29 protein-coding genes are annotated in these 24,663 nt (G+C 58.1%); 1 reads left to right on the top strand and 28 read right to left on the bottom strand.

The genetic code is table 11. The features are described 5' to 3' along the window. Nucleotides 1-135: 135 nt before the first annotated feature. Nucleotides 136-1,656 (top strand): DEAD/DEAH box helicase, encoded by a 1,521-nt coding sequence (locus K3754_RS08085; protein ID WP_259942704.1) that lies wholly within the window; start codon nt 136-138, stop codon nt 1,654-1,656. Between the two features lie 73 nt (nt 1,657-1,729). Here the strand turns inward: K3754_RS08085 and K3754_RS08080 are convergent, their stop codons facing one another. From K3754_RS08080 to K3754_RS07945, 28 genes are all read right to left on the bottom strand, one after another. Further along, nucleotides 1,730-3,397: a ribonuclease J gene (locus K3754_RS08080; protein ID WP_259942702.1), complete on the bottom strand. Its 1,668-nt coding sequence runs from the start codon at nt 3,395-3,397 to the stop codon at nt 1,730-1,732. Beyond that, the gene (locus K3754_RS08075) at nt 3,397-4,173 is read right to left on the bottom strand and encodes a type III pantothenate kinase (protein ID WP_259942700.1); all 777 of its coding nucleotides are present in this window, start codon (nt 4,171-4,173) and stop codon (nt 3,397-3,399) included. The genes K3754_RS08080 and K3754_RS08075 overlap by 1 nt, the downstream gene beginning before the upstream one ends. A gap of 19 nt (nt 4,174-4,192) precedes the next feature. After that, nucleotides 4,193-4,927, bottom strand: coding sequence for a biotin--[acetyl-CoA-carboxylase] ligase (locus K3754_RS08070; RefSeq protein ID WP_259942698.1), 735 nt, complete (start codon nt 4,925-4,927; stop codon nt 4,193-4,195). Nucleotides 4,928-4,978: 51 nt separating this feature from the next. Further along, nucleotides 4,979-6,421 carry an NADH-quinone oxidoreductase subunit NuoN gene (gene nuoN / locus K3754_RS08065; protein WP_203211523.1) on the bottom strand — a complete coding sequence of 481 codons (1,443 nt, stop codon included), beginning with the start codon at nt 6,419-6,421 and terminating at the stop codon, nt 4,979-4,981. 13 nt (nt 6,422-6,434) lie between these two features. Then, entirely contained in the window at nt 6,435-7,997 is a 1,563-nt protein-coding gene (locus K3754_RS08060) for an NADH-quinone oxidoreductase subunit M (RefSeq protein ID WP_203212154.1), read from the bottom strand. Beyond that, nucleotides 7,997-10,090: an NADH-quinone oxidoreductase subunit L gene (nuoL, locus tag K3754_RS08055; protein WP_259942695.1), complete on the bottom strand. Its 2,094-nt coding sequence runs from the start codon at nt 10,088-10,090 to the stop codon at nt 7,997-7,999. Before nuoL ends, K3754_RS08060 begins: the two co-directional genes overlap by 1 nt. 4 nt (nt 10,091-10,094) lie before the next feature. After that, a complete protein-coding gene (gene nuoK, locus K3754_RS08050) occupies nt 10,095-10,400 on the bottom strand; it encodes an NADH-quinone oxidoreductase subunit NuoK (RefSeq protein WP_025048953.1) in 306 nt (101 codons plus the stop codon). Between the two features lie 73 nt (nt 10,401-10,473). After that, on the bottom strand, nt 10,474-11,076 hold the full coding sequence (locus K3754_RS08045; protein ID WP_203211525.1) for an NADH-quinone oxidoreductase subunit J: 603 nt from the start codon (nt 11,074-11,076) through the stop codon (nt 10,474-10,476). Next, nucleotides 11,073-11,474: a carboxymuconolactone decarboxylase family protein gene (locus K3754_RS08040; RefSeq protein WP_203211526.1), complete on the bottom strand. Its 402-nt coding sequence runs from the start codon at nt 11,472-11,474 to the stop codon at nt 11,073-11,075. The genes K3754_RS08045 and K3754_RS08040 overlap by 4 nt, the downstream gene beginning before the upstream one ends. After that, the gene (nuoI, locus tag K3754_RS08035; protein WP_203211527.1) at nt 11,471-11,965 is read right to left on the bottom strand and encodes an NADH-quinone oxidoreductase subunit NuoI; all 495 of its coding nucleotides are present in this window, start codon (nt 11,963-11,965) and stop codon (nt 11,471-11,473) included. The genes K3754_RS08040 and nuoI overlap by 4 nt, the downstream gene beginning before the upstream one ends. Before the next feature lies 1 nt (nt 11,966). Further along, complete coding sequence (gene nuoH, locus K3754_RS08030; RefSeq protein WP_203211528.1) at nt 11,967-13,007, bottom strand: NADH-quinone oxidoreductase subunit NuoH; 1,041 nt, start codon at nt 13,005-13,007, stop codon at nt 11,967-11,969. Between the two features lie 7 nt (nt 13,008-13,014). Then, nucleotides 13,015-13,398 carry a hypothetical protein gene (locus K3754_RS08025; RefSeq protein WP_203211529.1) on the bottom strand — a complete coding sequence of 128 codons (384 nt, stop codon included), beginning with the start codon at nt 13,396-13,398 and terminating at the stop codon, nt 13,015-13,017. After that, a complete protein-coding gene (gene nuoG, locus K3754_RS08020; RefSeq protein ID WP_259942682.1) occupies nt 13,395-15,410 on the bottom strand; it encodes an NADH-quinone oxidoreductase subunit NuoG in 2,016 nt (671 codons plus the stop codon). The genes K3754_RS08025 and nuoG overlap by 4 nt, the downstream gene beginning before the upstream one ends. A gap of 4 nt (nt 15,411-15,414) precedes the next feature. Beyond that, nucleotides 15,415-15,816 (bottom strand): DUF5333 domain-containing protein, encoded by a 402-nt coding sequence (locus tag K3754_RS08015; protein ID WP_203211531.1) that lies wholly within the window; start codon nt 15,814-15,816, stop codon nt 15,415-15,417. A 120-nt stretch (nt 15,817-15,936) separates the two neighbouring features. Next, nucleotides 15,937-16,263 carry a hypothetical protein gene (locus K3754_RS08010; protein WP_231024155.1) on the bottom strand — a complete coding sequence of 109 codons (327 nt, stop codon included), beginning with the start codon at nt 16,261-16,263 and terminating at the stop codon, nt 15,937-15,939. A gap of 69 nt (nt 16,264-16,332) precedes the next feature. Beyond that, a complete protein-coding gene (locus K3754_RS08005) occupies nt 16,333-16,839 on the bottom strand; it encodes a DUF3291 domain-containing protein (protein WP_259942678.1) in 507 nt (168 codons plus the stop codon). A 4-nt stretch (nt 16,840-16,843) separates the two neighbouring features. Then, entirely contained in the window at nt 16,844-17,251 is a 408-nt protein-coding gene (locus tag K3754_RS08000; protein ID WP_203211533.1) for an MAPEG family protein, read from the bottom strand. Then, on the bottom strand, nt 17,251-18,546 hold the full coding sequence (gene nuoF, locus K3754_RS07995; protein WP_203211534.1) for an NADH-quinone oxidoreductase subunit NuoF: 1,296 nt from the start codon (nt 18,544-18,546) through the stop codon (nt 17,251-17,253). The genes K3754_RS08000 and nuoF overlap by 1 nt, the downstream gene beginning before the upstream one ends. A gap of 10 nt (nt 18,547-18,556) precedes the next feature. Further along, a complete protein-coding gene (locus tag K3754_RS07990; RefSeq protein WP_259942676.1) occupies nt 18,557-18,787 on the bottom strand; it encodes a DUF5337 domain-containing protein in 231 nt (76 codons plus the stop codon). Between the two features lie 17 nt (nt 18,788-18,804). Beyond that, the gene (locus tag K3754_RS07985; protein ID WP_259942674.1) at nt 18,805-19,641 is read right to left on the bottom strand and encodes an NADH:quinone oxidoreductase; all 837 of its coding nucleotides are present in this window, start codon (nt 19,639-19,641) and stop codon (nt 18,805-18,807) included. Between the two features lie 31 nt (nt 19,642-19,672). Continuing rightward, nucleotides 19,673-20,875, bottom strand: a complete 1,203-nt coding sequence (locus K3754_RS07980) for an NADH-quinone oxidoreductase subunit E (protein WP_259942672.1) — start codon at nt 20,873-20,875, stop codon at nt 19,673-19,675. A gap of 79 nt (nt 20,876-20,954) precedes the next feature. Beyond that, nucleotides 20,955-22,196: an NADH-quinone oxidoreductase subunit D gene (locus K3754_RS07975; protein ID WP_203211537.1), complete on the bottom strand. Its 1,242-nt coding sequence runs from the start codon at nt 22,194-22,196 to the stop codon at nt 20,955-20,957. Further along, nucleotides 22,196-22,330, bottom strand: coding sequence for a hypothetical protein (locus K3754_RS07970; protein WP_259942670.1), 135 nt, complete (start codon nt 22,328-22,330; stop codon nt 22,196-22,198). The genes K3754_RS07975 and K3754_RS07970 overlap by 1 nt, the downstream gene beginning before the upstream one ends. Further along, the gene (locus tag K3754_RS07965) at nt 22,330-22,503 is read right to left on the bottom strand and encodes a hypothetical protein (RefSeq protein ID WP_025048937.1); all 174 of its coding nucleotides are present in this window, start codon (nt 22,501-22,503) and stop codon (nt 22,330-22,332) included. Before K3754_RS07965 ends, K3754_RS07970 begins: the two co-directional genes overlap by 1 nt. Next, nucleotides 22,503-23,108: an NADH-quinone oxidoreductase subunit C gene (locus tag K3754_RS07960; RefSeq protein ID WP_259942668.1), complete on the bottom strand. Its 606-nt coding sequence runs from the start codon at nt 23,106-23,108 to the stop codon at nt 22,503-22,505. The genes K3754_RS07965 and K3754_RS07960 overlap by 1 nt, the downstream gene beginning before the upstream one ends. Further along, a complete protein-coding gene (locus K3754_RS07955) occupies nt 23,105-23,629 on the bottom strand; it encodes an NADH-quinone oxidoreductase subunit B family protein (RefSeq protein WP_025048935.1) in 525 nt (174 codons plus the stop codon). The genes K3754_RS07960 and K3754_RS07955 overlap by 4 nt, the downstream gene beginning before the upstream one ends. Next, the gene (locus tag K3754_RS07950; protein ID WP_025048934.1) at nt 23,620-23,985 is read right to left on the bottom strand and encodes an NADH-quinone oxidoreductase subunit A; all 366 of its coding nucleotides are present in this window, start codon (nt 23,983-23,985) and stop codon (nt 23,620-23,622) included. The genes K3754_RS07955 and K3754_RS07950 overlap by 10 nt, the downstream gene beginning before the upstream one ends. A 222-nt stretch (nt 23,986-24,207) precedes the next feature. Continuing rightward, nucleotides 24,208-24,654 carry a hypothetical protein gene (locus tag K3754_RS07945; RefSeq protein WP_259942663.1) on the bottom strand — a complete coding sequence of 149 codons (447 nt, stop codon included), beginning with the start codon at nt 24,652-24,654 and terminating at the stop codon, nt 24,208-24,210. Between the last annotated feature and the right edge of the window lie 9 nt (nt 24,655-24,663).

Below are 24,663 nucleotides of genomic sequence, written 5' to 3'. Positions count from 1 at the left end.
ACATCTGTTTGACGCGATAGCACCAAGTTGTTATGCGAACGCAACATGTAGCGGCCGGGTGGCCGCCCCTTGGGCCATGCGGGCCGACATGAACTGCTGCTGCGGGCCAAGCGTGTCCGCTTTTATCGGATACACATGACAAAATTTTCTGATCTGAATCTGAATCCCAAAGTGCTCAAGGCCGTTGAAGAGGCCGGGTACGAAACCCCTACCCCCATTCAGGCGGGTGCTATTCCCCCTGCGTTGATCGGCCGTGATGTTTTGGGCATTGCCCAGACCGGCACCGGTAAAACCGCCAGCTTTACGCTGCCGATGATCACGCTTTTGGCGCGTGGCCGGGCGCGGGCGCGGATGCCCCGGTCTTTGGTTCTATGCCCCACACGGGAACTCGCCGCACAGGTGGCCGAGAACTTTGACACCTATGCCAAACACGTCAAACTGACCAAGGCATTGCTCATTGGTGGTGTGTCGTTCAAGGAACAAGACCTGCTGATTGACAAGGGCGTTGACGTCCTGATCGCCACGCCGGGCCGTTTGCTTGACCATTTTGAGCGCGGCAAGCTGATCCTGAATGACGTAAAAGTCATGGTTGTGGATGAGGCTGACCGGATGCTTGATATGGGGTTCATCCCCGACATCGAACGTATCTTTGGTCTGACCCCCTTTACCCGCCAGACATTGTTCTTCTCTGCCACTATGGCCCCCGAGATCGAACGGATCACCAACACCTTCCTCAGCAATCCAGAGCGGATCGAGGTTGCCCGCCAGGCCACCACAAGCGAGACAATCACCCAAGGTGTGGTCAAGTTCAAAGCCTCCCGCAAAGATCGCGAAGGGTCAGAGAAACGCAAACTGCTTCGCACTTTGATCGACGCCGAGGGCGAAAAACTGACCAATGGCATTATCTTCTGCAACCGCAAGATGGATGTGGATATCGTTGCCAAGTCACTGAAAAAATACGGATATGACGCCGCGCCGATCCACGGCGATCTGGACCAAAGCCAGCGTACAAGAACGCTTGATGGCTTTCGCGAAGGCGCGCTGAAGATCCTTGTGGCCTCTGACGTGGCTGCGCGCGGTCTGGATGTGCCCTCTGTCAGCCATGTGTTTAACTACGACGTGCCCAGCCATGCCGAAGATTATGTCCACCGCATCGGGCGCACAGGCCGCGCCGGACGCGATGGCACCGCAATCATGATCTGCGTGCCGCGCGACGAGAAGAACCTCGAAGACGTAGAACGTCTGGTGCAGAACGAAATTCCGCGCTTGGACAACCCGTTGGCCAAGGGTCAGCCGAAAGAGGACGCCAAAGCAGAGACCAAGCCAGCAGAAAGCGCCGAGGGCGAAAAACCCAAGCGCAGCCGCTCGCGCTCTCGCAAGTCAGACGACAAGCCCAAAGAGACGGCCCAAACGGCGGAAACGCCTTCAAAGCCCGCTCAGGAACAGGCAGCCCCCAAGGCCAAATCCGAGAGCAAGCCCAAGCAGGATGACAAACCCCGCGAGACACAGGGCCGTGACAACAGCCAGAAGGGCCGCAATGACAAACGTGGCCGTGGCCGCAACGATCATCGTGGTGGCCATCAGGTGGTGGGTCTGGGCGATCACACGCCAGAGTTTATTGGCCTCAGCTTTGATGATCGCCGCAACGCGACCTGATCAAACGGACACGCGTACAAAAAAGGCCCCGCAATTTGCGGGGCCTTTTGTTTTGCATGGGTGGAAAACCGGCTCAACTCAGCCGGCTCACCACGATTGTTACTTCCGGCTTCTTGCCGATTTCGTCCTGTGCGGACTGACGCACCACGCGTTTCAGACCATCGTGCAGCTTGTCATCGTCGCGCAATGTCGCTGCCTTGGACCGGCCAAGCCATTGGCGAAGGTCTTCCTCCAGCACATCGACCAGCGGTGCCTTGGATCGGCCCGTTTCCGGCAGCCCCATCATATCCACCCAAGGATCGCCCAGAGGTTCGTCATCGGTGTCCATGATCACAGTCACGGTCACATGCCCATTCAGCGCCATGCGGATACGATCCCGCACCACGCCATCAAGCGCACCGATTTGCACCGAACCATCCAGGTAGGTGCGGCCGGTTTCGATGTATTCCGCCACTTTCGGCTCATTGCCGGACAGATCAATCATCATGCCGTTCACAGCCAGCACACCTTTGATGCCCTTGGCTTCGGCCAGCTTGGCATGTTCGCGCAGATGGCGGTGTTCGCCGTGCATCGGAATCAGCACTTGCGGTTTGACCACATCATGCAGCGTTTCGAGATCGGGGCGGTTGGCGTGACCGGACACGTGATAAAGACCGGAGCTGTCATCCACCACATCCACTCCCTTTTCAGAGAACTGGTTGATGATGCGAATGACGCCGCGTTCGTTGCCCGGGATGGTCTTGGAGGAAAACAGGAACATGTCCCCTTCCTTCATCTCGATCCCTTGATACTTGCCCCGCGCCAGCTGCGCCGAGGCTGCACGGCGCTCGCCTTGCGAGCCCGTCACCAACAGCATCAGATTTTCGCGTGGCACCGCGCGGGCCTCTTCGGGGCTGATCACATTGGGGAAATCCTTCATCACCCCGGTTTCCAGCGCCGCCTCGACCATGCGTTTCATCGCACGGCCTAGCAGAACAATCGACCGCCCGGCCTTGTCCCCCGCCACAGCAAGGGTTTTCACCCGCGCCACGTTGGAGGCAAAGGTGGTTGCGACAACCATTCCTTCGGCACTTGAAACCAGCTTTTCGATCTCGGGGCCAACGGTCACTTCAGACCGGCCCGGCGCGGGCGAAAAGACATTGGTACTGTCGCAGACCAGCGCCTTGACGCCATCCTTGCAGACTTCGGCCCAAAGATCGGGGTCATAGGCCTCACCCACACCCGGCGTGGTGTCGATCTTGAAATCACCCGAATGGATCACGCGGCCCGCAGGTGTATCAATCACCATGGCCGAGGATTCAGGGATCGAATGCGAGATCGGCAAAAAGCTGATGCTGAATGGACCGACTTTGATCTGTTCTGGATAAGCCCCGACAACACTGACCGCGTCTTCGGGGTGCCCGTGTTCAGACATCTTGCGATGGGCGATATTGGCGGTGAACCGGCGCGCATAGATTGGCGCGCGCAGCATGTCATAGGTGTGGGCCACGGCGCCGATATGATCCTCATGGGCGTGGGTGATAAACACCGCCTCAATCTGGTCACGGCGTTCCTTCAGCCAGGCAATATCGGGCAGGATCAGATCCACGCCGGGGCTGCCATCCATGTCGGGGAAGGCCACGCCAAGGTCCACGACAATCAGCCGCTCCTTGCCCGGTTTCCCAAAGCCATAGACATAGGCATTCATGCCAATTTCACCGGCCCCACCGAGGGGCAGGTAGATTAATCTTTCACTGCTCATTAGTCAGCATTTTCCTTGTTATACTTATGGATGACGGTCAGCCCGTGCATCGTCAGGTCATCTTCGATGACGTCAAATAGATCTTCGGTTTGCGCAAACAACGGGGCCAGCCCGCCGGTTGCTATGATTTTCATTTTCTGGTCGCGTTCGGCCTTGATCCGGGCGCAGATCTCTTTGACCAGCCCGACATAGCCCCAAAAGACGCCCGATTGCATACAGGCGACGGTATTAGTGCCTACTACACGCTGCGGCTTGGTAATGTCCACATGCGGTAGCGCGGCGGCAGCCATATGCAGTGCTTCGAGTGACAGATTTACACCGGGGGCGATCACGCCGCCCACATAGGCACCATCCCGGCCCGCCACGTCAAAGGTCGTCGCAGTGCCGAAGTCCACCACAATCAGGTTGCCGCCATGGCGGTCAAAGGCTCCTGCGGTGTTGACCAAACGGTCTGGCCCGACAATCGTGCCCTGATCCACACGCGGAAGCGCTGGCAACAGGCAGTCAGGCTTGCCCACCACCAGCGGGCGACAACCAAAGAACTGATCCGAGAACACCCGCAGATTGAACACAACCCTTGGCACGGTAGAGGAAATGATCACCTCGGTGATCTTGGGATCAATGCCGTAGTGTTCCAGCAAGGTCGAGAACCACGTGAAATAGGCATCCGCCGTGCGCGCATGATGGGTCGAGGTTCGCATGGTGCAGAGGAATTTCTCCCCGTCCCAGATCGAAAAAACCGTGTTGGTGTTGCCGCAGTCAATGGCCAGAAGCATATCTTGGCCTCCTTTTGGGTTAGAAATAGACATCCGCCGCTGTGATCGCGGCGCGGCCATTGGCCGTTTGCAAGATCAGATTGCCCGCCTCATCGACATCCTCAAAGGTGCCAACGGTTTCATCCCGCATTGTGCGGGCAGTGATCACTTCGCCCAGTTTGGCCGCATGAGACAGCCACGCCCGGCGGATCGGGGCAAATCCATGTGCGGTAAACTGGGTCTCCAGCACCGCATATTCCGCCGCGAGTGCGTCCAGAAACACCTCAGGTGCGACATTGATATCCAGCGTTCCGGCCAGCGACATCGGCGTCAGCGCCCGCGCCTCGACCTCACCGGCGCCGGGGGCATGGGCCAGATTGACGCCGATGCCGATCACCAGGTGATCGCCGATGCTTTCCAGCAGAATACCCGCGACCTTACCGCCCTTGAGCAATACATCATTGGGCCATTTGAGTGCAAAAGCCTGTGCCTGCCCCGTGACCTCGACAAAGGTCCGATAGAGCGCCAGCGAGGTCACGAAACTGCGCAGGGCAGCCACGCCCGGCTCTTCTCGCCGCCGCATGATCAGGGTGCCTGCAAAATTGCCACGCGGGGTGGACCAGGCCCGCCCGCGCCGTCCGCGCGCGTTGGTTTGTTCCAGCGCCAGTATCCACGCAGGTCCGGACAACGTGGGCGCCATACGCGCCGCCTCAGACAGGGTTGAATCCAGCACATCAAAAACATGCCGCCCATAGCCCTCCGGCCAGGCGGTCATGTTTTCACCATGTCTTCAAAGCACGGCATCACAGCCGGCAGGCAGGCACCGTCAGTTGACAAGCGCACCCGCCGCCGCCGCTGCGGCCCCTTCCACGCCAAACATATTGGCAATGCCAAGCACCATGATCAGCGCCGAAGCAATCAGGAAGCCGCCCAAGATCCCGCCACGCGAATTGTCGAGCTGTTCGGATTGTTCCTCACCAAAGTACATGTAGAACACGATCCGCAGATAGTAATAGGCACCAATCACAGAGGCGATCACACCGGCAATCGCCAGCCACACCAGATCAGCCTCATAGGCAGCCCGCAGCACGTAAAGCTTGCCAAAGAAGCCCAGCATCGGCGGCACACCGGCCAGCGAGAACAGCAGAACCAGCATCGCCAGGGCACGGCCCGGATTGGTTTTGGAGTACATGTTCAGCGACGAAATATCCGTGACCGGTGCGCCGTCCTTCTGCATCATCAGGATGAAGGCAAAGGTGCCGACATTCATCGTCACATAGATCGCCATATAAACCAGCATCGCCTGCACACCCAACACGGTCCCGGCCGCCAGACCCATCAGGGCGTAACCCATATGCGCGATGGACGAAAACGCCATCAGACGTTTGATGTTGGTCTGGCCAATCGCCGCGATCGCGCCAAGGAACATCGACAGCACCGAGAGCAGTGCAACAATCTGGCTCCAGTCGCTGACCGCGTTGCCAAAGGCATCATGCAGCACACGTGCAAACAGACCCATCGCCGCAACCTTGGGCGCGGTGGCAAAGAACGCGGTAACCGGGGTTGGAGACCCTTCATAAACGTCAGGGGTCCACATGTGGAACGGAACCGCGGATACCTTGAACGCCATGCCCGAGATCAGGAACACCAGACCAAACAGCAAGCCCAGAGAGACATTGCCCGATTGTGCGGTGGTGATGATACCGGAGAACAGCGTTGTGCCCGCGTAACCATAAACCAGCGATGCACCATAGAGCAGCAAACCAGAGCTGAGCGCGCCCAGCACAAAGTACTTCAGGCCCGCTTCGGTGGATTTGACAGAGTCGCGGCGCAGGGAGGCAACGACGTAAAGTGCCAGCGATTGCAGCTCCAAACCCATGTAAAGCGCCATCAAGTCGCCCGCGCTGACCATCATCATCATGCCCACGGCAGAAAGTGCCACCAGCATCGGATACTCAAACCGCAGCAAACCGCGCGATTTCATATAGCCTTCGGACATCACCAGAACCGCCGCTGCGGACAGCAGGATCGTCACCTTGGCAAAGCGGGCAAAGCCATCCTCGATGAACATCCCATCAAAGGCCACGCGCGTGCCCTCACCCGTCAGGCCAATCCATGCCGCCAGAGCAACAAAGACGATGGCCGTCAGCCAGACCAGCAAACCACCGGTTTTGTCCTTGGTGGTATAGACCGCCCCCATCAGCCCCAACAGCGCAAAGGCTGAGAGCAGAATCTCGGGCAGGATGATATTCAGATCAGCGGAAATCATCGCGTGGTCCTTCTTAATGAGTGGCTTCGGCGGATTGGACAGCGGTATCAGCCGCGTCCAGCGCCACAGTGTAGTTTTCAACCAGCGCCGCAACGGACGGGCCGATCATATCAAGCACCAGTGCCGGATAGACCCCCAAGAGCAGGGTCATCACCACCAGTGGCGCAAAGATCCAGCGCTCACGCGGGGTCATATCGGTGATCGCCTTAAGGCTTTCCTTGATCAGGTCGCCCATGACCACCCGGCGGTACAGCCAAAGTGCATAGGCCGCCGAGAAGATGACACCGGTTGTGGCAATCGCTGCAACCCAGGTGTTGACCTGGAAGGTCGCCATCAGCGTCAGGAATTCCCCGACAAATCCGGAAGTACCCGGCAGGCCGACATTGGCCATGGTGAACAGCATAAAGATCATCGCATAGGCCGGCATCCGGTTCACCAGACCGCCATAGGCGTCGATGTCGCGGGTGTGCATGCGGTCATAGATCACTCCGACGCAGAGGAAGAGCGCGCCGGAGATAAAGCCGTGGCTGATCATCTGGAAAATCGCGCCATCAATACCCTGCTGGTTGGCGGCAAAGATCCCCATGGTGACAAAGCCCATATGCGCAACAGATGAATAGGCAATCAGCTTTTTCATGTCTTCCTGCACCAGCGCGACCAGCGAGGTATAGACAATCGCAATCGCCGACATCCACAACACCAGCGGCGCCATGATATCCGATCCCACAGGGAACATCGGCAGGCTGAAGCGCAGGAAACCGTAACCACCCATCTTGAGCAGGATCGCCGCCAGAACCACGGACCCTGCGGTTGGCGCCTGTACGTGGGCATCCGGCAGCCAGGTGTGCACCGGCCACATCGGCATTTTCACCGCAAAGCTGGCAAAGAACGCGAGGAACAATAGTGTTTGCATCCCGCCGATGATCTGAACGCCCATCACGCTGAAGGTTTCGGACCCAAAGGTGTGTGTCAGCAAGCTCAGCTCGCAACCGCCGATACATGTGGTGCCCGCCTCGGTAAACATCGCCACCATGGCCACCAGCATCAGAACCGAGCCGAGGAAGGTATAAAGGAAGAACTTGAAGCTGGCATAGATGCGGTTGGCCCCGCCCCAGATGCCGATGATCAGGAACATCGGGATCAGGCCTGCCTCAAAGAACAGGTAAAACAACACCAGATCCAGCGCCATGAACACACCCAGCATGAGCGTTTCGAGCACCAGAAAGGCAATCATGTATTCCTTGACGCGGGTGTTCACGTTCCAGGAGGCTGCGATCACCAGCGGCATCATGAAGGTGGTCAGCATCACGAACAGGATCGAGATGCCATCAACACCAAGGCGGTACTTCAGGCCCAGCAGCCAGTCTGCCTCATCGACAAACTGAAACCCGGTGTCGTTGGGGTCAAATTCAAACAGAATGAACAGCGAGATCAGGAAGGTCACCGTGGTGGTGATCATCGCGAGCCACTTGGCATTGCGCCCCGCAGCCTCATCATCACCGCGCAGGAAAATAGCCAGGATCAGCGCCGCAAAGGCGGGCATGAACGTGACAATGGAAAGCAGATGCGAGTCCATCAGTTTGCCCCCCCGCTCATCGTCATCCATGTGACAAGGACCGCGATCCCGATCACCATGGCAAAGACATAGGTAAAGATGTAGCCCGATTGCGCCTTACCGGCCAGACGGGTGAAGAAGGGGACGATGCCCATGGCGACGCCGTTCAAAGTGCCGTCAATCACGTTGCCATCTCCGCGCTTCCACAAGAAGCGGCCAAGTGCCTTGGCGGGGCCGACAAAGACCACGTTGTAGATCTCATCAAAGTACCATTTGTTTTTCAGGAATAGATAAAGCGGCTTTTGGTTTTCGGCCAAACGTGCCGGCAGGGTCGGGTTCCAGATGTAGAACCACATCGCCATGAAAAAGCCGCCCAGCATCGCAATGAAGGGACTGACCTTAACCCATTTCGGGGCGTCATGAGCCGCATCCAGCACATGGTTGTCCGGAGCAAAGTAGAGCGCGCCATCACCAGGGTTGCCGCCAAAGGCCGCGTGGTGTTCACCGTCAGAAGCGCCATGATCACCTTCGCCGTGATCGGTTGACGCGCCATCCACTTGGGCGTCGCCATGCCCGGCCTCTTGGGCCAGCGGAATGTCATAGAACTCCGCAATCTCGTCAGTGTGCCCAAAGAAGCTGCCATACCACAACATGCCCGAGAACACCGCGCCCAGGGCCAGAACACCCAGAGGGATCAGCATGGTCATGGGCGATTCATGGGCGTGCTCATGGGTGTGCTTGTTGCCGCGCGGGGTGCCATAGAACGTCAGGAAGATCAGGCGCCAACTGTAGAAGCTGGTCATCGCGGCAGCCACAACCAAGAGCCAGAAGCCATACATAGACCCACCGCCCCAGGCGCTTTCGATAATCGCGTCCTTGGACAGGAAGCCCGCGAAACCAATATGCGTCAGCGGAATGCCAACACCGGTGATCGCCAGCGTACCAATCATCATCGCAGCAAAGGTATAGGGGATCTTTTTGCGCAGACCGCCATAGTTCGTCATGTCCTGCTCGTGGTGCATCGCGTGGATCACCGAACCGGCCCCAAGGAACAACATCGCCTTGAAGAACGCGTGGGTGAACAGGTGGAACATCGCGGCGGAATACATGCCTACGCCCGCGGCCACGAACATATAGCCCAGCTGCGAACAGGTGGAATAGGCAATCACACGTTTGATGTCGGTCTGAACCAGCCCCACTGTCGCGGCAAAGAACGCTGTTGTCGCACCAATCACGGTCACGAATGTCATGGCCTCGGGCGCAAATTCCATCAATGGGGACATGCGGCAGACAAGGAATACACCTGCTGTCACCATGGTCGCGGCGTGGATCAGGGCAGACACCGGGGTTGGGCCTTCCATCGCGTCCGGCAACCATGTGTGCAGGAAAAGCTGCGCCGATTTGCCCATTGCGCCGATGAACAGCAAGAAGGCAATCAGGTTGGCTGCGTTCCATTCGGTCCACAGGAAGCCAACGGTCTGTTCAGCCAGCTGCGGTGCCGCAGCGAATACATCGTCAAAGCGTATGCTGTCGGTCAGGTAGAACAGCGCGAATATCCCTAGCGCAAAGCCAAAGTCGCCCACTCGGTTGACCACAAAGGCCTTGATCGCGGCGGCATTGGCGCTTGGCTTTTTGAAGTAGAAACCAATCAGCAGATAGGAGGCCACGCCAACCCCTTCCCAACCAAAGAACATCTGCACAAGGTTGTCAGAGGTCACGAGCATCAGCATCGCGAAGGTAAAGAACGACAGATAGGCAAAGAAACGCGGGCGATAGCTTTCGTTTTCACCAAAGTTCTCGTCGTGGGCCATGTAGCCAAAGGAATAAAGATGCACGAGGCTGGAGACCGTGGTCACAACAATCAGCATGATCGCGGTCAGACGGTCCAGACGGATCGACCAATCGGTGCTCAGGCTGCCGCTTTCGATAAAGCGCAGGATCTGGATATGCTCTGTGGGTCCCTCAAAGGTCAGGAATGTGAGCCAGCTCAGCGCAGCGGACAGGAACAAAAGCGCTGTTGCAACCATCTGTGCAGGTCGTTCGCCGATGATCTTCCAGCCAAAGCCGCAGATCAATGCGCCAACCAGAGGGGCAAAAAGGAGTGTGGTTTCCATGATCTCAGCCCTTCATCACGTTGACATCTTCGACCGCGATCGTGCCACGGTTACGGAAGAAACAGACCAGAATGGCAAGACCGATGGCCGCCTCAGCCGCCGCAACGGTCAGGACAAACAACGTGTAAACCTGCCCGACCAGATCACCCAGAAAGCTGGAGAAAGCGACAAAGTTGATGTTCACCGCCAAGAGCATCAATTCGATGCTCATCAACAAAATGATCACGTTCTTACGGTTCAGAAAAAGCCCGAAGATGCCAATGACAAACAGCGTCGCCGCTACTGTCAGATAGTGTTCAAGTCCGATCATCTTATTCTTACACTTTCCGTCTTGCGCCGGTTTCTTCGAAGAAACCGGTCCGATTTTTCCGAAAAATCGGGGCTCAGAGCCCCTGCCCCGGTTTCACGTCTTTCAATTCCATCGCCTTCGCCGGATCGCGCATCATCTGCGCCACCACGTCCTGGCGTTTCACATCCACCCGGTGGCGCAGCGTCAGCACAATCGCGCCGATCATCGCCACCAGCAGGATCAGCCCCGCCAGTTGGAACAGCAGGAAGTAGTCATCATAAAGGATCAGACCCAGCGCCGCAGTGTTGTGCACGCTTGTGTCCGTCACCTGCGTGCGCAGCCCCTCGGCCGCCGCGTTGCTTTCCCATGCGCCAAAGGCCATGACGAATTGCATCAAGATCACCAGACCGATGAGCAAAGCCAGCGGCATATAGCGAGCCATCTCTGCCTTCAGCTCGGCAAAGTCGACATCCAGCATCATCACCACGAACAGGAACAGCACCGCGACAGCGCCGACATAGACAATGATCAGCAGCATCGCGACAAATTCCGCCCCCAGCAGGACAAACAGGCCCGCCGCGCTCAGGAATGACAGGATCAACCACAGCACCGAGTGCACGGGGTTGCGGCTGATCACGGTGAACAGCCCGCCCGCAATCACGCAGGTTGCAAACAGGTAGAATGAAAAGACACTCATGCGTCGCCCTCTTTTTCGTCCAACACCGCTTGCGCCAGTTCCAGCGCGCGGGTCATTGCGGGAATACCGGCGAACACCGACATCTGCCCGATTGTTTCTACGATGTGCTGCTTGGTCGCCCCGGCCTCAAGCGCGTGGCGCACGGTCTGGCGCACGGCCATATCGTTTTGTGCGCCCTGCATGGTCAGCCCGGCCAATGTCAGCAACATCCGTGTGCGCGCATCCAGCCCGCCTTCGTTCAGCGTATTGCCGAACATCATTTCCATCATGTCCTTGGGCATGGTGCCCATCATCGCCTCAAACCCCTTCGGCGTGAACGCATCCATCGCAGGAAAGCCTTTGGCCATTTCCTGCGCTTGGTTCATCATCGCTTCAAAGGGGTTTTTGGGATCGCTCATCGGTAAGGTGCATCCATTTCGAGGTTGCGGGCGATTTCGGCTTCCCAGCGGTCACCGTTCTCAAGCAGCTTGGCCTTGTCGTAATACAGCTCTTCGCGGGTTTCAGTTGAGAACTCGAAGTTTGGCCCCTCGACAATCGCATCTACAGGGCAGGCTTCCTGGCAGAAACCGCAGTAGATGCATTTGGTCATGTCAATGTCGTAACGCGTGGTGCGGCGGCTGCCGTCCTCGCGCGGCTCGGCGTCGATGGTGATCGCCTGTGCAGGGCAGACCGCCTCGCACAATTTGCAGGCGATGCAACGCTCTTCGCCATTTGGATAACGGCGCAGCGCATGTTCACCGCGAAACCGCGGGGACAGCGGGCCTTTTTCGTGCGGATAGTTGATGGTCGCCTTGGGGCGGAACATATACTTCAGGCCCAGCATCATGCCTTTGGCAAAATCCTGCAGCAGGAAATATTTTGCGGCGCGGGTATAGTCGATCTGCGTCATATCAGCCCCCTACGGTCCAGCGCGCATATACGCCCCAGAACCATTCGAATTTTGCGGCAAAGGCCACGAACACCACCCAGAACAGGCTGAACGGCAGGAACACCTTCCACCCCAGTCGCATCAGCTGGTCATAGCGGTAGCGCGGCGTGATCGCCTTCACCATGGAGAACATGAAGAAGACAAACAGCATCTTGATGAACATCCAGAAGAAGCCATCGGGCAGGAACGGCACCGGCGACAGCCAGCCACCGAAGAACAACAGCGATACCAATGCGCACATCAGAACCACGGCCACCAGTTCACCGATCATGAACAAAAGGAACGGCGTGGAGGAATATTCAACCTGATAGCCCGCCACCAGTTCTGATTCCGCTTCGGGCAGGTCAAACGGTGGGCGGTTGGTTTCGGCCAGCGCCGAGATGAAGAACAAGAACAGCATCGGGAAATGCGGCAGGAAGTACCAGTTGAAGATGCCCCAATCGCCATCTTGCGCATTCACGATCGAGCTAAAGTTCATCGAACCGGTGGACAGGATCACGCCGATGATGATCAGGCCGATCGACACCTCGTAAGAAATCATCTGCGCCGCAGAGCGGAGCGAGCCAAGGAACGGATACTTGGAGTTGGACGCCCAACCACCCATGATCACGCCGTAAACCTCAAGCGAGGAGACCGCAAAAACATACAGGATCGCCACGTTGATGTCCGACAGGATCCAACCCTCGTTGAAGGGGATCACGGCCCAGGCGATCAGTGCCATCACCAGCGACACCATCGGCGCGAGGAAAAACACCGGCTTGTCCGCGCCCGCAGGGACGACGACCTCTTTCACCACGTATTTCAGCAAGTCCGCGAAACTTTGCATCAGACCAAAGACGCCCACCACATTGGGCCCCCGGCGCATCTGCACCGCCGCCCAGATTTTGCGGTCCGCGTACATCAAAAAGGCCAGCGCGACCAAAAGCGGCAGAAGGATCAACAGAACCTGCCCCAATGTCAGCAAGGCAATGCCCAGACCCGTGTTGTAAAAGAATTCAGCCATTAGTCCCTCACACCGTCGGTATGCCGCGTTCTGCGCAGTCTTGCGCAGTCACTTCAGCATCAATTGTCCTCAAGCCGCGCGGCAGGCTCGGCGAGATTGTGTAAACAGCATCTGCCCGCCATATGCTACCCTCTTGGCTCACATTTGTGCGGACATGACGCGCAAAACCGTAACCACGGATTAACGTGTACTGCGCAGCAGCGCATCTGGCGTAATCCGCTACGTCTTTTGTGCTTTGTGCTTTGGTCATGGCGACGTTGAACTGCACCAGATCGCCCTCCAAAAGCTTGGTTTCCACCCCTTTGTATTCCGGGATGAAATCCTCCGCCGTGGGCGGCGGTGTCTCGCAAGCCGCCAAGGCAAGAGGAAAAACTGCTGCCACCCGCTTCACTCCGCCGCCAGTGGTGCAGCGGCGCGTGCGGCGGCGTTGGCGGACAGCTCCGCCATCAATTGGCTGGCGCGGGCAATCGGGTTGGACAGGTAGAAATCCTTGATCGCCGCGTCAAATGGGTTGGCCATGATCTTGCCGCGCTCAAGTGGTTGCCATTCGTTCGCCGCAACTTCATCGACATCGCCCAGATGCGAATGCGCCGCAACCAATTGCTGACGCAGGGCAGCGATGGAATCGAACGGCAAGGTTGCATCCAGTTCCGCAGAAAGTGCCCGAAGAATGGCCCAGTTTTCCTTGGCTTCGCCGGGGGCAAAGCCTGCTCGCTGTGCAATCTGTGGCCGCCCTTCGGTGTTCACAAACAGACCCGGCTCTTCGGTATAGGCGGCACCGGGCAGGATGATGTCTGCGCGGTGAGCACCACGGTCGCCATGGCTGCCCTGATAAATCACAAACGGACCGGCGGGAATGTCACCCTCGTCCGCGCCAAGGTTGTAGATCACCTCTGCGCCCAGAACATCGGTGATGCCGTTCTCGGACGTCGCGCCGATGTCCATCGCGCCCACACGGCCTGCCGCAGTGTGCAGCACCATGAAGGTGGATTTGGTGCTGTCGGCCAGCGCCATCGCCTCGGCCAGGATCGCCGCGCCATCCTCTCGGGCCAATGCCGCCTGCCCGATGATGATCACTGACGGCTTTTCAGCCACATCAGAATGATCCCGCTTCATCAGGTCGGACATGATCGAGGGATCATCACCGATATGCATGGTTTCATAGGTCAGATCGACGTTTGTGCCAATCACGCCAATGCCCGCGCCTTTGGTCCAGGCCTTGCGGATACGCGCATTCAAAACCGGCGCTTCAACTGCGGGGTTGGTCCCGATCAGCATGATCGCCTGTGCGCTGTCGATGTCTTCGATTGTGGCCGTGCCCACATAGCCAGATCGGTTGCCCGCTGGCAGTTTCGCGCCATCGGTGCGGCATTCAACGCTGCCGCCCAGCCCTTCGATCAGTTGTTTCAGGGCAAAGGCCGCCTCGACCGACGTCAGATCGCCGACCAGACCGCCAACTTTCTTTCCCTTCATCGCCGCCGCAGCCGCGGACAGCGCCTCTGGCCAGCTGGCTTTGCGCAGCTTGCCGTTTTCGCGAATGTAGGGCGTGTCCAAACGCTGGCGGCGCAGACCGTCCCATACAAAACGGGTTTTGTCGGAAATCCATTCCTCATTCACGCCGTCATGGTTGCGCGGCAGAATGCGCATCACTTCGCGGCCCTTGGTGTCCACCCGGATGTTGGAGCCAAGCGCATCCATCACATCGATGCTTTCGGTTTTGGTCAATTCCCACGGACGGGCGGTAAAGGCGTAAGGCTTCGACACCAATGCGCCCACGGGGCACAGATCAATGATGTTGCCTTGCAGATTGCTGTTGAGCGTCTGGCCCAGATACGAGGTGATCTCGGCATCTTCGCCGCGGCCTGTCTGACCCATCATGTGCAAACCCGCCACCTCGGTGGTGAAACGCACACAGCGGGTGCAGGAAATACAGCGGGTCATGTGGGTTTCAACCAATGGCCCAAGATCCAGATCTTCGGTGGCGCGCTTGGGCTCGCGGTAACGCGAGAAATCAACGCCGTAGGCCATCGCCTGATCCTGAAGATCGCATTCGCCACCCTGATCGCAGATCGGGCAATCAAGCGGGTGGTTGATCAGCAGAAACTCCATGACCCCTTCGCGGGCCTTTTTGACCATAGGCGAATTGGTCTTGACCACAGGCGGCTGGCCCTCGGGACCGGGGCGCAGATCGCGCACCTGCATCGCACAGGAGGCCGCAGGTTTGGGCGGACCACCCACAACCTCGACAAGACACATCCGGCAGTTCCCGGCAATCGACAGCCGTTCATGGTAGCAAAACCGCGGCACTTCGACGCCGGTCTGCTCACAGGCCTGAATGAGGGTCATCGCCCCATCGACTTCGATTTCCTTGCCGTCGATGATGATCTTGCGGGTATCGCTCATATGCTCACTTCGCTTTCAGTAACGAACCGATCCGGCTCGATTTTTGAATCTCTGCACGTCCTAGCGCACAATAGCTTTGCGGGTCAGAAGTATCGACCCCCTTTGCCTTGAAAAACGCCCTTCCACGGGCACGCATCCGGTCTTTTTCGGCCTCGCTGTCGACGTAGGCCTCGATCTCTGCTTCGGAATAGCCAAGCGCCCGCGCCTGCGCCTTTAGATCCCAGACATAACTGACCGCCTTGAGCATCCGCGCCGAGATCGTTGGACAGCTTTTGCGGATCCGGTCGGCAATCCCAAGATCAAGCAGCGCATCATCAATCACAGCCACCTCCCGCAACGGGGGCTTGGCCATGGCGGGCACCGCCATCAAACTTAATCCGGTTATTGCAATCACGATAAATCGCATTCTTACTTCTCCTCATGTGATGCGGGCAGTCTGGCCCAGCTTCGCACATGCGGTTTTGGTGTCTGATAGGCAATAACATCACGAAATGCAAAGCCTCAGGCGGGTTTTACGCGCCAAATTTTACTGTGGGCAACGGCCACTGAAAACCAGCCGGTCATCCACAATTCTCAACTCCTCTGCGGGGGTGTCAGGACCAACCGTCCATTCGATATCGGAACTGCCGTAGTACTGCACGCAATGGGAGATCGCCGCGTGTTCACCGGCCTGCCGCGCACCCTCAACCGACTGGGAGGCGTCGCGCACTGTCACGGTGAATACATCCAGCTGTTTGTCCACCTTTGCCACCTTGGTGCGATAATAGAACCCTTCGAACGGGGTCAGTTTGCTTTTGTCTGCGCAGCCTGCCAGCAACGCGGCAACCATCAGGGCTGGAACAATTATCTTCATCTTACTTCTCCGCCAGAATGCAGCAGGGCCGCAGCCCCCGCATCATCATATGTTGCCCGCGCGAAATGCTCACGCCGCCTGCCCCGCGCCACAGGCCTTGGTCTTCCAAAGTCCTGCAGATTTCACAAAGGACCAGCCAAAGGCAAAATCACTTTCGCCGTGCTTTTCCAGATGCCTGAAACGTTCCATCGCCTCGGCCATGGTGGGGCGATGTCCCTCAGGCACCCACCACATCGCAAACCGCAGTGCCGCGCCCATGTCGTACCATTCCGCCTTGCGATCATAGAACTGCTTGTGAACGGTGTTCCAGACAAAATGTTCAAGCGTTTCAACGCTTTCCCAAACAGAAAGGGTCGAGGCCATGCGCGGGTTACCCCCCATTTCGCCTTCGGGATTGTTCTGTTCGCGCTGCATGGTGTCTTCGTTCATCATCCAGACAAAACCGGCTGCGCGTTGCGCAATCCCGTTGACCAGATCCAGCCCATCTACAAAATCCTTCACCCTTGGATCATCCCAATCATATTTGAGAATGCCCAGGTTCAGCTCGGCAAGATGATGACCGGCGGGATGTTGCATCAGATCAAAGCACCGCCACAACGGCCAGAACAGCCAATGCCAACATGCAGAACCAACCCACAGCAAAGCTGGCCGAACGCATGCCCTGGTTTTCCGTCTTGATGTGAATAAACACCATTACGATCCGCGCCACGATGAACAACGAGGCCAGAAGATTGACCCAGAACGCCGGCGCACCGGCCAGCATCGCGGCTGCTGTAGCCGCCACGAATGGGCCGGAGTTTTCAACCGCGTTCATGAACGCCCGCTCACGGCGGTAAACCACATCGGAATAATCCCGCTTTGGCTTGCCACATTCACAACGTTTCTCTGCCGAGCGGCCAATCGTGGACGCCCCCGCCAGAAGCGCAACAATCACTGACCAAAGCGCCAAAGACAGGATGGCGTGGCTGTATTCTGCAAAAGCTTCCATTATTCTGCCGCCACTGCTGAAACGCGTCCGGTGCGTTTGTGTTTGATCCGGTCTTCGATCTCGTCGCGGAAGTGGCGGATGAGACCCTGAATAGGCCAGGCCGCCGCATCACCCAGCGCACAGATTGTATGGCCTTCGACCTGTTTGGTCACGTCCAGCAGCATGTCGATCTCTTCGGGTTCCGCGTCGCCTGTCACCAGACGGTCCATCACCCGCATCATCCAGCCCGTGCCTTCGCGGCAGGGCGTACACTGGCCGCAGCTTTCGTGCTTGTAGAACTTCGACAAACGCCAGATCGCTTTGATCACGTCGGTGGAATTGTCCATCACGATGACCGCCGCCGTGCCCAGACCAGAGCGCTGCTCACGCAGGTAGTCAAAGTCCATGATCGCTTCGCGCATGTCCTTGCCGGGGATCATCGGCACCGAGGATCCGCCCGGGATCACAGCCTTGAGATTGTCCCAGCCGCCGCGAATGCCGCCGCAGTGGGTTTCGATCAGCTCTTCGAAAGTGATCGACATCGCCTCTTCGACCACGCAGGGGTTGTTGACGTGACCGGAGATCGCAAACAGCTTGGTGCCCGCGTTGTTGGGGCGGCCAAAACCGGCAAACCATTCCGGCCCGCGCCGCAGGATTGTTGGCACAACGGCAATCGATTCCACATTGTTCACCGTGGTCGGACAGCCATAAAGGCCAGCCCCCGCCGGGAACGGCGGCTTCATCCGCGGCATGCCCTTTTTGCCCTCAAGGCTTTCCAGCAGCGCGGTTTCCTCGCCGCAGATATAGGCCCCTGCCCCGTGGTGCAGGTAAAGATCAAAGTCCCAGCCGGACTTGGCAGCGTTCTTGCCCAGAAGGCCCGCGTCATAAGCCTCATCAATCGCGGCTTGCAGCGCCTCACGCTCGCGGATGTATTCGCCGCGAATGTAGATGTAGCAGGCGTTGGCATTCATCGCAAAGCTGGCAATCAGGCACCCTTCGATCAGCGTATGCGGATCGTGGCGCATGATTTCGCGGTCTTTGCAGGTGCCCGGCTCGGATTCGTCCGCGTTGATCACGAGATAGGATGGCCGGCCATCGCTTTCTTTCGGCATGAAGGACCATTTCAAACCGGTGGGGAAACCCGCACCGCCGCGCCCGCGCAGACCGGAGGTTTTCATCTGGTCGATGATCCAGTCACGCCCCTTTTTGATGATGCCGGCGGTGCCATCCCAATGGCCGCGCGCCTGCGCCCCTTTGAGCGTACGGTCATGCATCCCGTAGATGTTGGTAAAGATGCGGTCTTGGTCCTGAAGCATAACTGCCTACCTACTCACTTGCTTTGGCGGCCCGCCGGGCCTGCCATATCTGATAAATCACAACCAACGCCCAAAAGAGCGCGGCCAAAGCTGCAAAATCGAACAGGAGCGCGAAACGCCCCGGCAGCCCCAACGCAGGCCCCGCCCATTGTGCGATGATCCAAAGCACCATCGTCACGGCAATGACCAGAGCAACACTCTGGCCTTTGCGTGCAATTGCTTTGTCTGTCTCAACGCTCATCTGCGGGGCGCTCCGGTCTATTTCTTCTTACGCTTCGAGAACTCGGTCTCGCCGCCTTTGGCCAGTATCTTGGCCTGACTGACCCAATTGTCCCGTTCGATGCGGCCTTTGAAGCGCAGGCGCTCATCAACCCAGGCGATCTCTTTCTTGCGCAATCCGGCAACCTGATCGTAGTGCCAGATGCCCATCTCGTTCAGGGTTTGCTCCAACTTGGGGCCAACGCCGCTGATCAGTTTGAGATCATCCGCGCCAGTTGCACGCGGTGCAGTCATCAATTCGGGTTTGCCATCCGCCGCGACGGGCGGCCGCTTGGGCTTGGCCGCGGCATCTGCCTTGGGTTTCGCTGCGGCTTTGGACTTGGCAGCGGCTTTTGGTTTTGCTGCGGCTTTTGGCTTGGCTGCGACCTTTGGCTTGGCTGCGGCGGCCGGTTTGGCACTTGCGGCCTCAGCTGTTTCTGTGGCCGGGGCGGAGGTCTCTGCCGGTGCGGCCTCCTGCGCCTCCGGCTCCGGCGCGGGATCAACCATATCGACCGCTTTGGCCGGTGCTGCATGGGCCGTTGCCGCAGCAGAAGACGCAGCAGGTGCAGCAGAGGTCGTGGTGTCCGTGCTGGCTGCGCTGGCCGCAGAGACCGTCGTCGCTGCCGGACCCGAGGCAAAGGAACTGCCACTGCTGCTACAACGGAACTGGATCAACAAATAGCCAAGAATGATCGCAATCACGATCCCTGCAAACAGCGATGAAAGGAACGACCAGCCCGCCAAGGCCAGCAGCAACAATGCGCAGATCACGCCGCCAACGGCACCCATGATCCAACAGTTACGCGCGCAATCGGCGCCTTCTGTGTTTTTTGTCATTTTCGTCCCTCTTCCCGTTGTTTTTTATGTCTCAGTCTTTGTAGATATTCCCCTTGCTGGCCCGCGTGGAAAACTCTGTCTCCTCGCCTGCGGCCAGTTTAACCGCCTGTTCGACCCAATTGTCGCGGCTCACGCGACCTTTGAAGCCTTCCAAATTCTCATCCACCCAAGCCACCGCCTGTGCGTCCCACTTTGCGATCTGGTCGTAGTGGAAATAGCCCATGGAGTTGAGCAAATCTTCCAGCTTTGGCCCGACGCCTTTGATCATTTTCAGATCATCCGGTCCCGCTTTGCGCGGCGCTTTCATCGTGCGTGGCTTTTTGCCCGCAGCCGGGGCCGCCTCTGCCTTGGCCGGTGCTGGTGCCACACTGCCCGACTTGGGCTTGGCCTTTGCCTTGACCTTGGGCGCTTCGCCCGGTGTTTCGGAGTGCTTGTCGGAACTCTCGCCCACCGCGCGTTTGGCCGCCGCAGGTTTTGCCGCCGCTTTGGTCTTTTTCGCCGCCGCAGGTTTCTTGTCCGCGTTTGCACCCTTGAGCCATGGGGTCAGCAACGGCACCTCGGTGCCATCAATGCGTTTAACGCTGTCGCCAATGTCCACGGCCAGTTGCGCACTGGCGTTGTATTGCGTCTTGCCGCTGTCATGGCCGGTCAAGCTTGTCAGACCGCTGAGTGGCTCGGAGGCGTAACGCCCGTTTTGCGGGCCCGGAACCGGAACCTTGCCAGCGGAAAGATCATCCAGCAGTTCAATCAATTTGTCACGGGTGAGATCTTCGTAATAATCCTTGCCGATCTGGGCCATGGGCGCATTGGCACAGGCCCCAAGGCATTCGACCTCTTCCCAGGAAAACTTGCCATCCGCCGACAGCTCATGCGGGTTGGGCGCGATGCGTTCCTTGCACAAGCCAACCAGATCTTCGGCGCCGCAGATCATGCAGGTCGTGGTGCCGCAAATCTGGATATGCGCAACAGAGCCAACCGGCTGCAACTGGAACATGAAATAGAAGGTCGCGACCTCAAGCCCGCGAATATAGGCCATGCCCAGCATGTCAGAGATATGCTCAATCGCCGGACGGCTGAGCCAGCCCTCCTGTTCCTGCGCACGCCACAACAGTGGAATGATCGCGCTGGCCTGACGCCCTTCGGGGTATTTGGTCATCTGCGCTTCGGCCCAGGCCTGATTGGCAGGGGTGAAGGCAAAGCTTTCGGGTTGTTCGTGGTGCAAACGGCGCAGCATAGTCTCTAGCTTTCGTTTGTGTGGCGGACCGATGGCCCGCCATGAGTGTATTCAAATAGGTGATGGTCCATCGGCCGCATCAGCGGTCGATCTCCCCGAACACCACGTCCATGGTGCCAATGATCGCAGCAACATCGGCCAGCTGGTGGCCCTTGCTGATGTGATCCATCGCCTGCAAATGCGGATAGCCCGGTGCGCGGATCTTGGCGCGGTAGGGTTTGTTGGATCCATCCGCCACAAGGAACACACCAAACTCGCCTTTTGGCGCTTCGACGGCGCAATAGACCTCGCCCGCCGGCACGTGGAACCCTTCGGTATAAAGCTTGAAGTGATGGATCAGGCTTTCCATGTTGGTCTTCATCGCAGAGCGGGTCGGCGGGGTCAGTTTGCCCCGTGCCAGAATATCACCCTTGCCCTCGGGCGCGCGCAGCTTGGCAATGGCCTGATGGATGATGCTGACCGATTGCCGCATCTCTTCCATCCGGCAGAGGTAGCGGTCAAAGCAATCGCCATTCTTGCCGATCGGGATCTGGAAATCGAACTCGTCATAGCACTCATAGGGCTGCGAACGGCGCAAATCCCATGCCATACCGGAGCCGCGCACCATCACGCCGCTGAAGGCATAATCCAGAATGTCCTGTTCGGTCACGACGCCAATATCGACGTTACGCTGTTTGAAAATCCGGTTTTCGGTCAGCAACCCGTCAATGTCATCCAAGAGGTTCGGAAATTCATTGGCCCACGTTTCGATATCGTCGATCAGGTCTTCGGGCAGATCCTGATGCACACCGCCGGGACGGAAATAGGCCGCGTGCAGACGTGCGCCACAGGCCCGCTCGTAGAACACCATCAACTTTTCGCGTTCCTCGAAACCCCAGAGCGGCGGCGTCAGCGCCCCCACGTCCAAGGCCTGCGTGGTCACGTTCAGCAGGTGGTTCAACACCCGGCCAATCTCGGAATAAAGCACCCGGATCAGGCTGGCGCGGCGCGGCACTTCGGTGCCGGTCAGCTTTTCAATCGCCAGACACCAGGCATGTTCCTGGTTCATCGGCGCCACATAATCCAGCCGGTCGAAATACGGCAGGTTCTGCAGATAGGTCCGGCTTTCCATCAGCTTTTCCGTGCCACGGTGCAGCAGACCGATGTGCGGATCGCAGCGCTCTACAATCTCGCCGTCCAGTTCCAGTACCAGACGCAAAACCCCGTGCGCCGCGGGGTGTTGCGGGCCAAAGTTGATGTTGAAATTGCGGATCTTCTGTTCCCCGGTGACAGCATCGGTTGAGCCGTCATCATAGGTGTTCACGCGAATATCGCCGTCCATTATTGATCGCCTCCGGATGTCCTGCGGGCAAAGATGTCCGACTTGTCATCGCTGTCCTCAACCCGCACAGGGATCGGCAGCTCTTGGCGCAGACCAAACAGATCGGCCATCATCTTTTCCAGAAACGCAATCATTACAGTTTCTCCAACTCTTGCAGCTTGAGACCCATCCACCACAGCAAGGCAATAGTGCCCAGCGGGACAAGGCACACAGCCGCCCAGTATTTGTTGATGCCAAAGAATGGCAGCAGCTTGACCATCGGGATGGCTGTCAGTGCAGACAGGATCAACCACCAGATACCGCCCATTACTTCGCCTCCGCCTTGTCGTCGCCGGGCAGGATGTATTCAGCCCCCTCCCATGGCGACATAAAGTCAAACTGGCGGTATTCCTGAACCAGCTTCACCGGCTCATAGACCACGCGTTTCTGCGCCTCGTCATAACGCACTTCGGTATAACCCGTGGTCGGGAAATCCTTGCGCAGCGGATGCCCGCGAAAGCCGTAATCCGTAAGGATGCGGCGCAGGTCCGGGTGACCGGAGAACAGGATGCCGAACATGTCAAAAATTTCACGCTCGAACCAGTTGGCGCTGGGATGTACATCGACCAGCGAGGGCACCATATCCATTTCCCGCGCCGCGACGCGCAGGCGAATGCGGTGGTTCTGGTACATGCTGAGGAAATGGTACACCACGTCAAAGCGTTTGGCACGGCCCGGATAATCCACCGCTGTGATGTCGATCAAGGTCGAGAACCGGCAGGTTGCATCGCCTTTGAGAAACTCCACCAGACCAGTGATGTTGGTCAGCGTGACATCCACGGTCAGCTCACCATGGGCAATCTCCCATGACAGCACACAATCGGGGCGTTTGGCCTCAATATAGGCGCCGAGTTCTTGCAGTTGCTCGCTCATCGTACAATTGTCCCTGTCCGGCGCATCTTGCGCTGCAATTGCAGCAGACCATACAGCAGCGCCTCAGCCGTGGGCGGGCAGCCCGGCACATAGACATCCACCGGCACAATCCGGTCACAGCCGCGCACAACGCTGTAGGAATAGTGGTAATAGCCGCCACCGTTGGCACAGGATCCCATGGAGATCACATAGCGCGGCTCGGGCATCTGGTCGTAGACCTTGCGCAGCGCCGGCGCCATCTTGTTGGTCAGCGTCCCGGCAACGATCATCAGGTCAGACTGGCGCGGGCTTGCGCGCGGCGCGGTGCCGAAACGTTCAAGATCATAGCGGGGCATTGAGGTGTGCATCATCTCAACCGCACAGCACGCCAGACCAAAGGTCATCCAGTGCAACGAGCCTGTCCGGGCCCAGTTGATGATGTCTGCGGTTGACGTGACAAGGAACCCCTTGTCCTGCAATTCTGCGTTCAGGGCCTGCGTTGCAACCTCGCGGTCGGGCCCTGCCGTTGCGGTCACTGCCATTCCAGCGCCCCTTTCTTCCACTCATAAGCAAATCCGGCGGTCAAAACCCCCAGGAACACCATCATCGACCAGAAGCCGACCATGGAGATATCCTTGAACGCCACCGCCCATGGGAACAGGAAGGCAATCTCAAGGTCAAAAATGATGAACAAAATCGAGACGAGATAGAATCGCACGTCGAACTTCATCCGCGCATCGTCAAAGGCATTGAACCCGCATTCATAGGCGGACACTTTTTCAGGATCCGGGTTGCGCACAGCAACCACGATAGCGGCAAGGATCAGCACAACGCCAAACCCGATGGCCACGGCCAGAAAAACAAGGATGGGCAGATATTCCCGCAGCATGTCGTCCAAGGGGAGGCTCCTTTAGCTTGGCAGTCTTTGGATTGGTCAAAGACGCTGGCAGAACAGACTTGGAACGGGTTTAGCCAAGGTGGTGGTCAGGGTCAACGGGAGGATGGGTGTAAATGGCCGCAGAAGCGCCCTTATCAGGTGCAATTGGATGGATATGGGGTGCCTCGCGCAGATTGACCGCAAGGGCTTGGCCGCGTTCGCGGTTTACCCCTTTGCAGTCGATCAATCCGCAATCGTGCAATCTGGGTCCGCCAAACAGGCCCGGACCTTCTGGAACATGGGTTCAGAAAGCCTGAAATAGACCTCACACAGATCAGCGCGAATTTCGACCCAATCCTCCTGACCCGATGACCACATTATGCCAAACACCGGCTCATCAAACGCTGGCAGTGATCCGATGAATTGCGCTCGAACCGGTAAGTGAACGATCGTCTGGCTGGTCGAGAAGGACTCGGCTGATCCGTTTTTCAGCCGCACGCCCGAAAATCGAATGGCTCTACGATAGGTATAGGTGACATCAGCTTGAATTTCATTTGCCGCGGTATCGGGATCGAGCCAACGCTCAGATCGGTCATCAACCTCGATCTCATGTGTAAATGGCCCGACTTTCACCTTTTCAACGGTGCCCCAGACCAGAAATTCCCCTTCTGACAAATCGCCATGCGCCATCGCAAGCCG

Source organism: Sulfitobacter sp. M368 (assembly GCF_025141875.1).
Classification (GTDB): Bacteria; Pseudomonadota; Alphaproteobacteria; order Rhodobacterales; family Rhodobacteraceae; genus Sulfitobacter; species Sulfitobacter mediterraneus_A.
The sequence above is the reverse complement of the archived record's forward strand: the minus strand, read 5'-3'. Positions and strand labels throughout refer to the sequence as shown.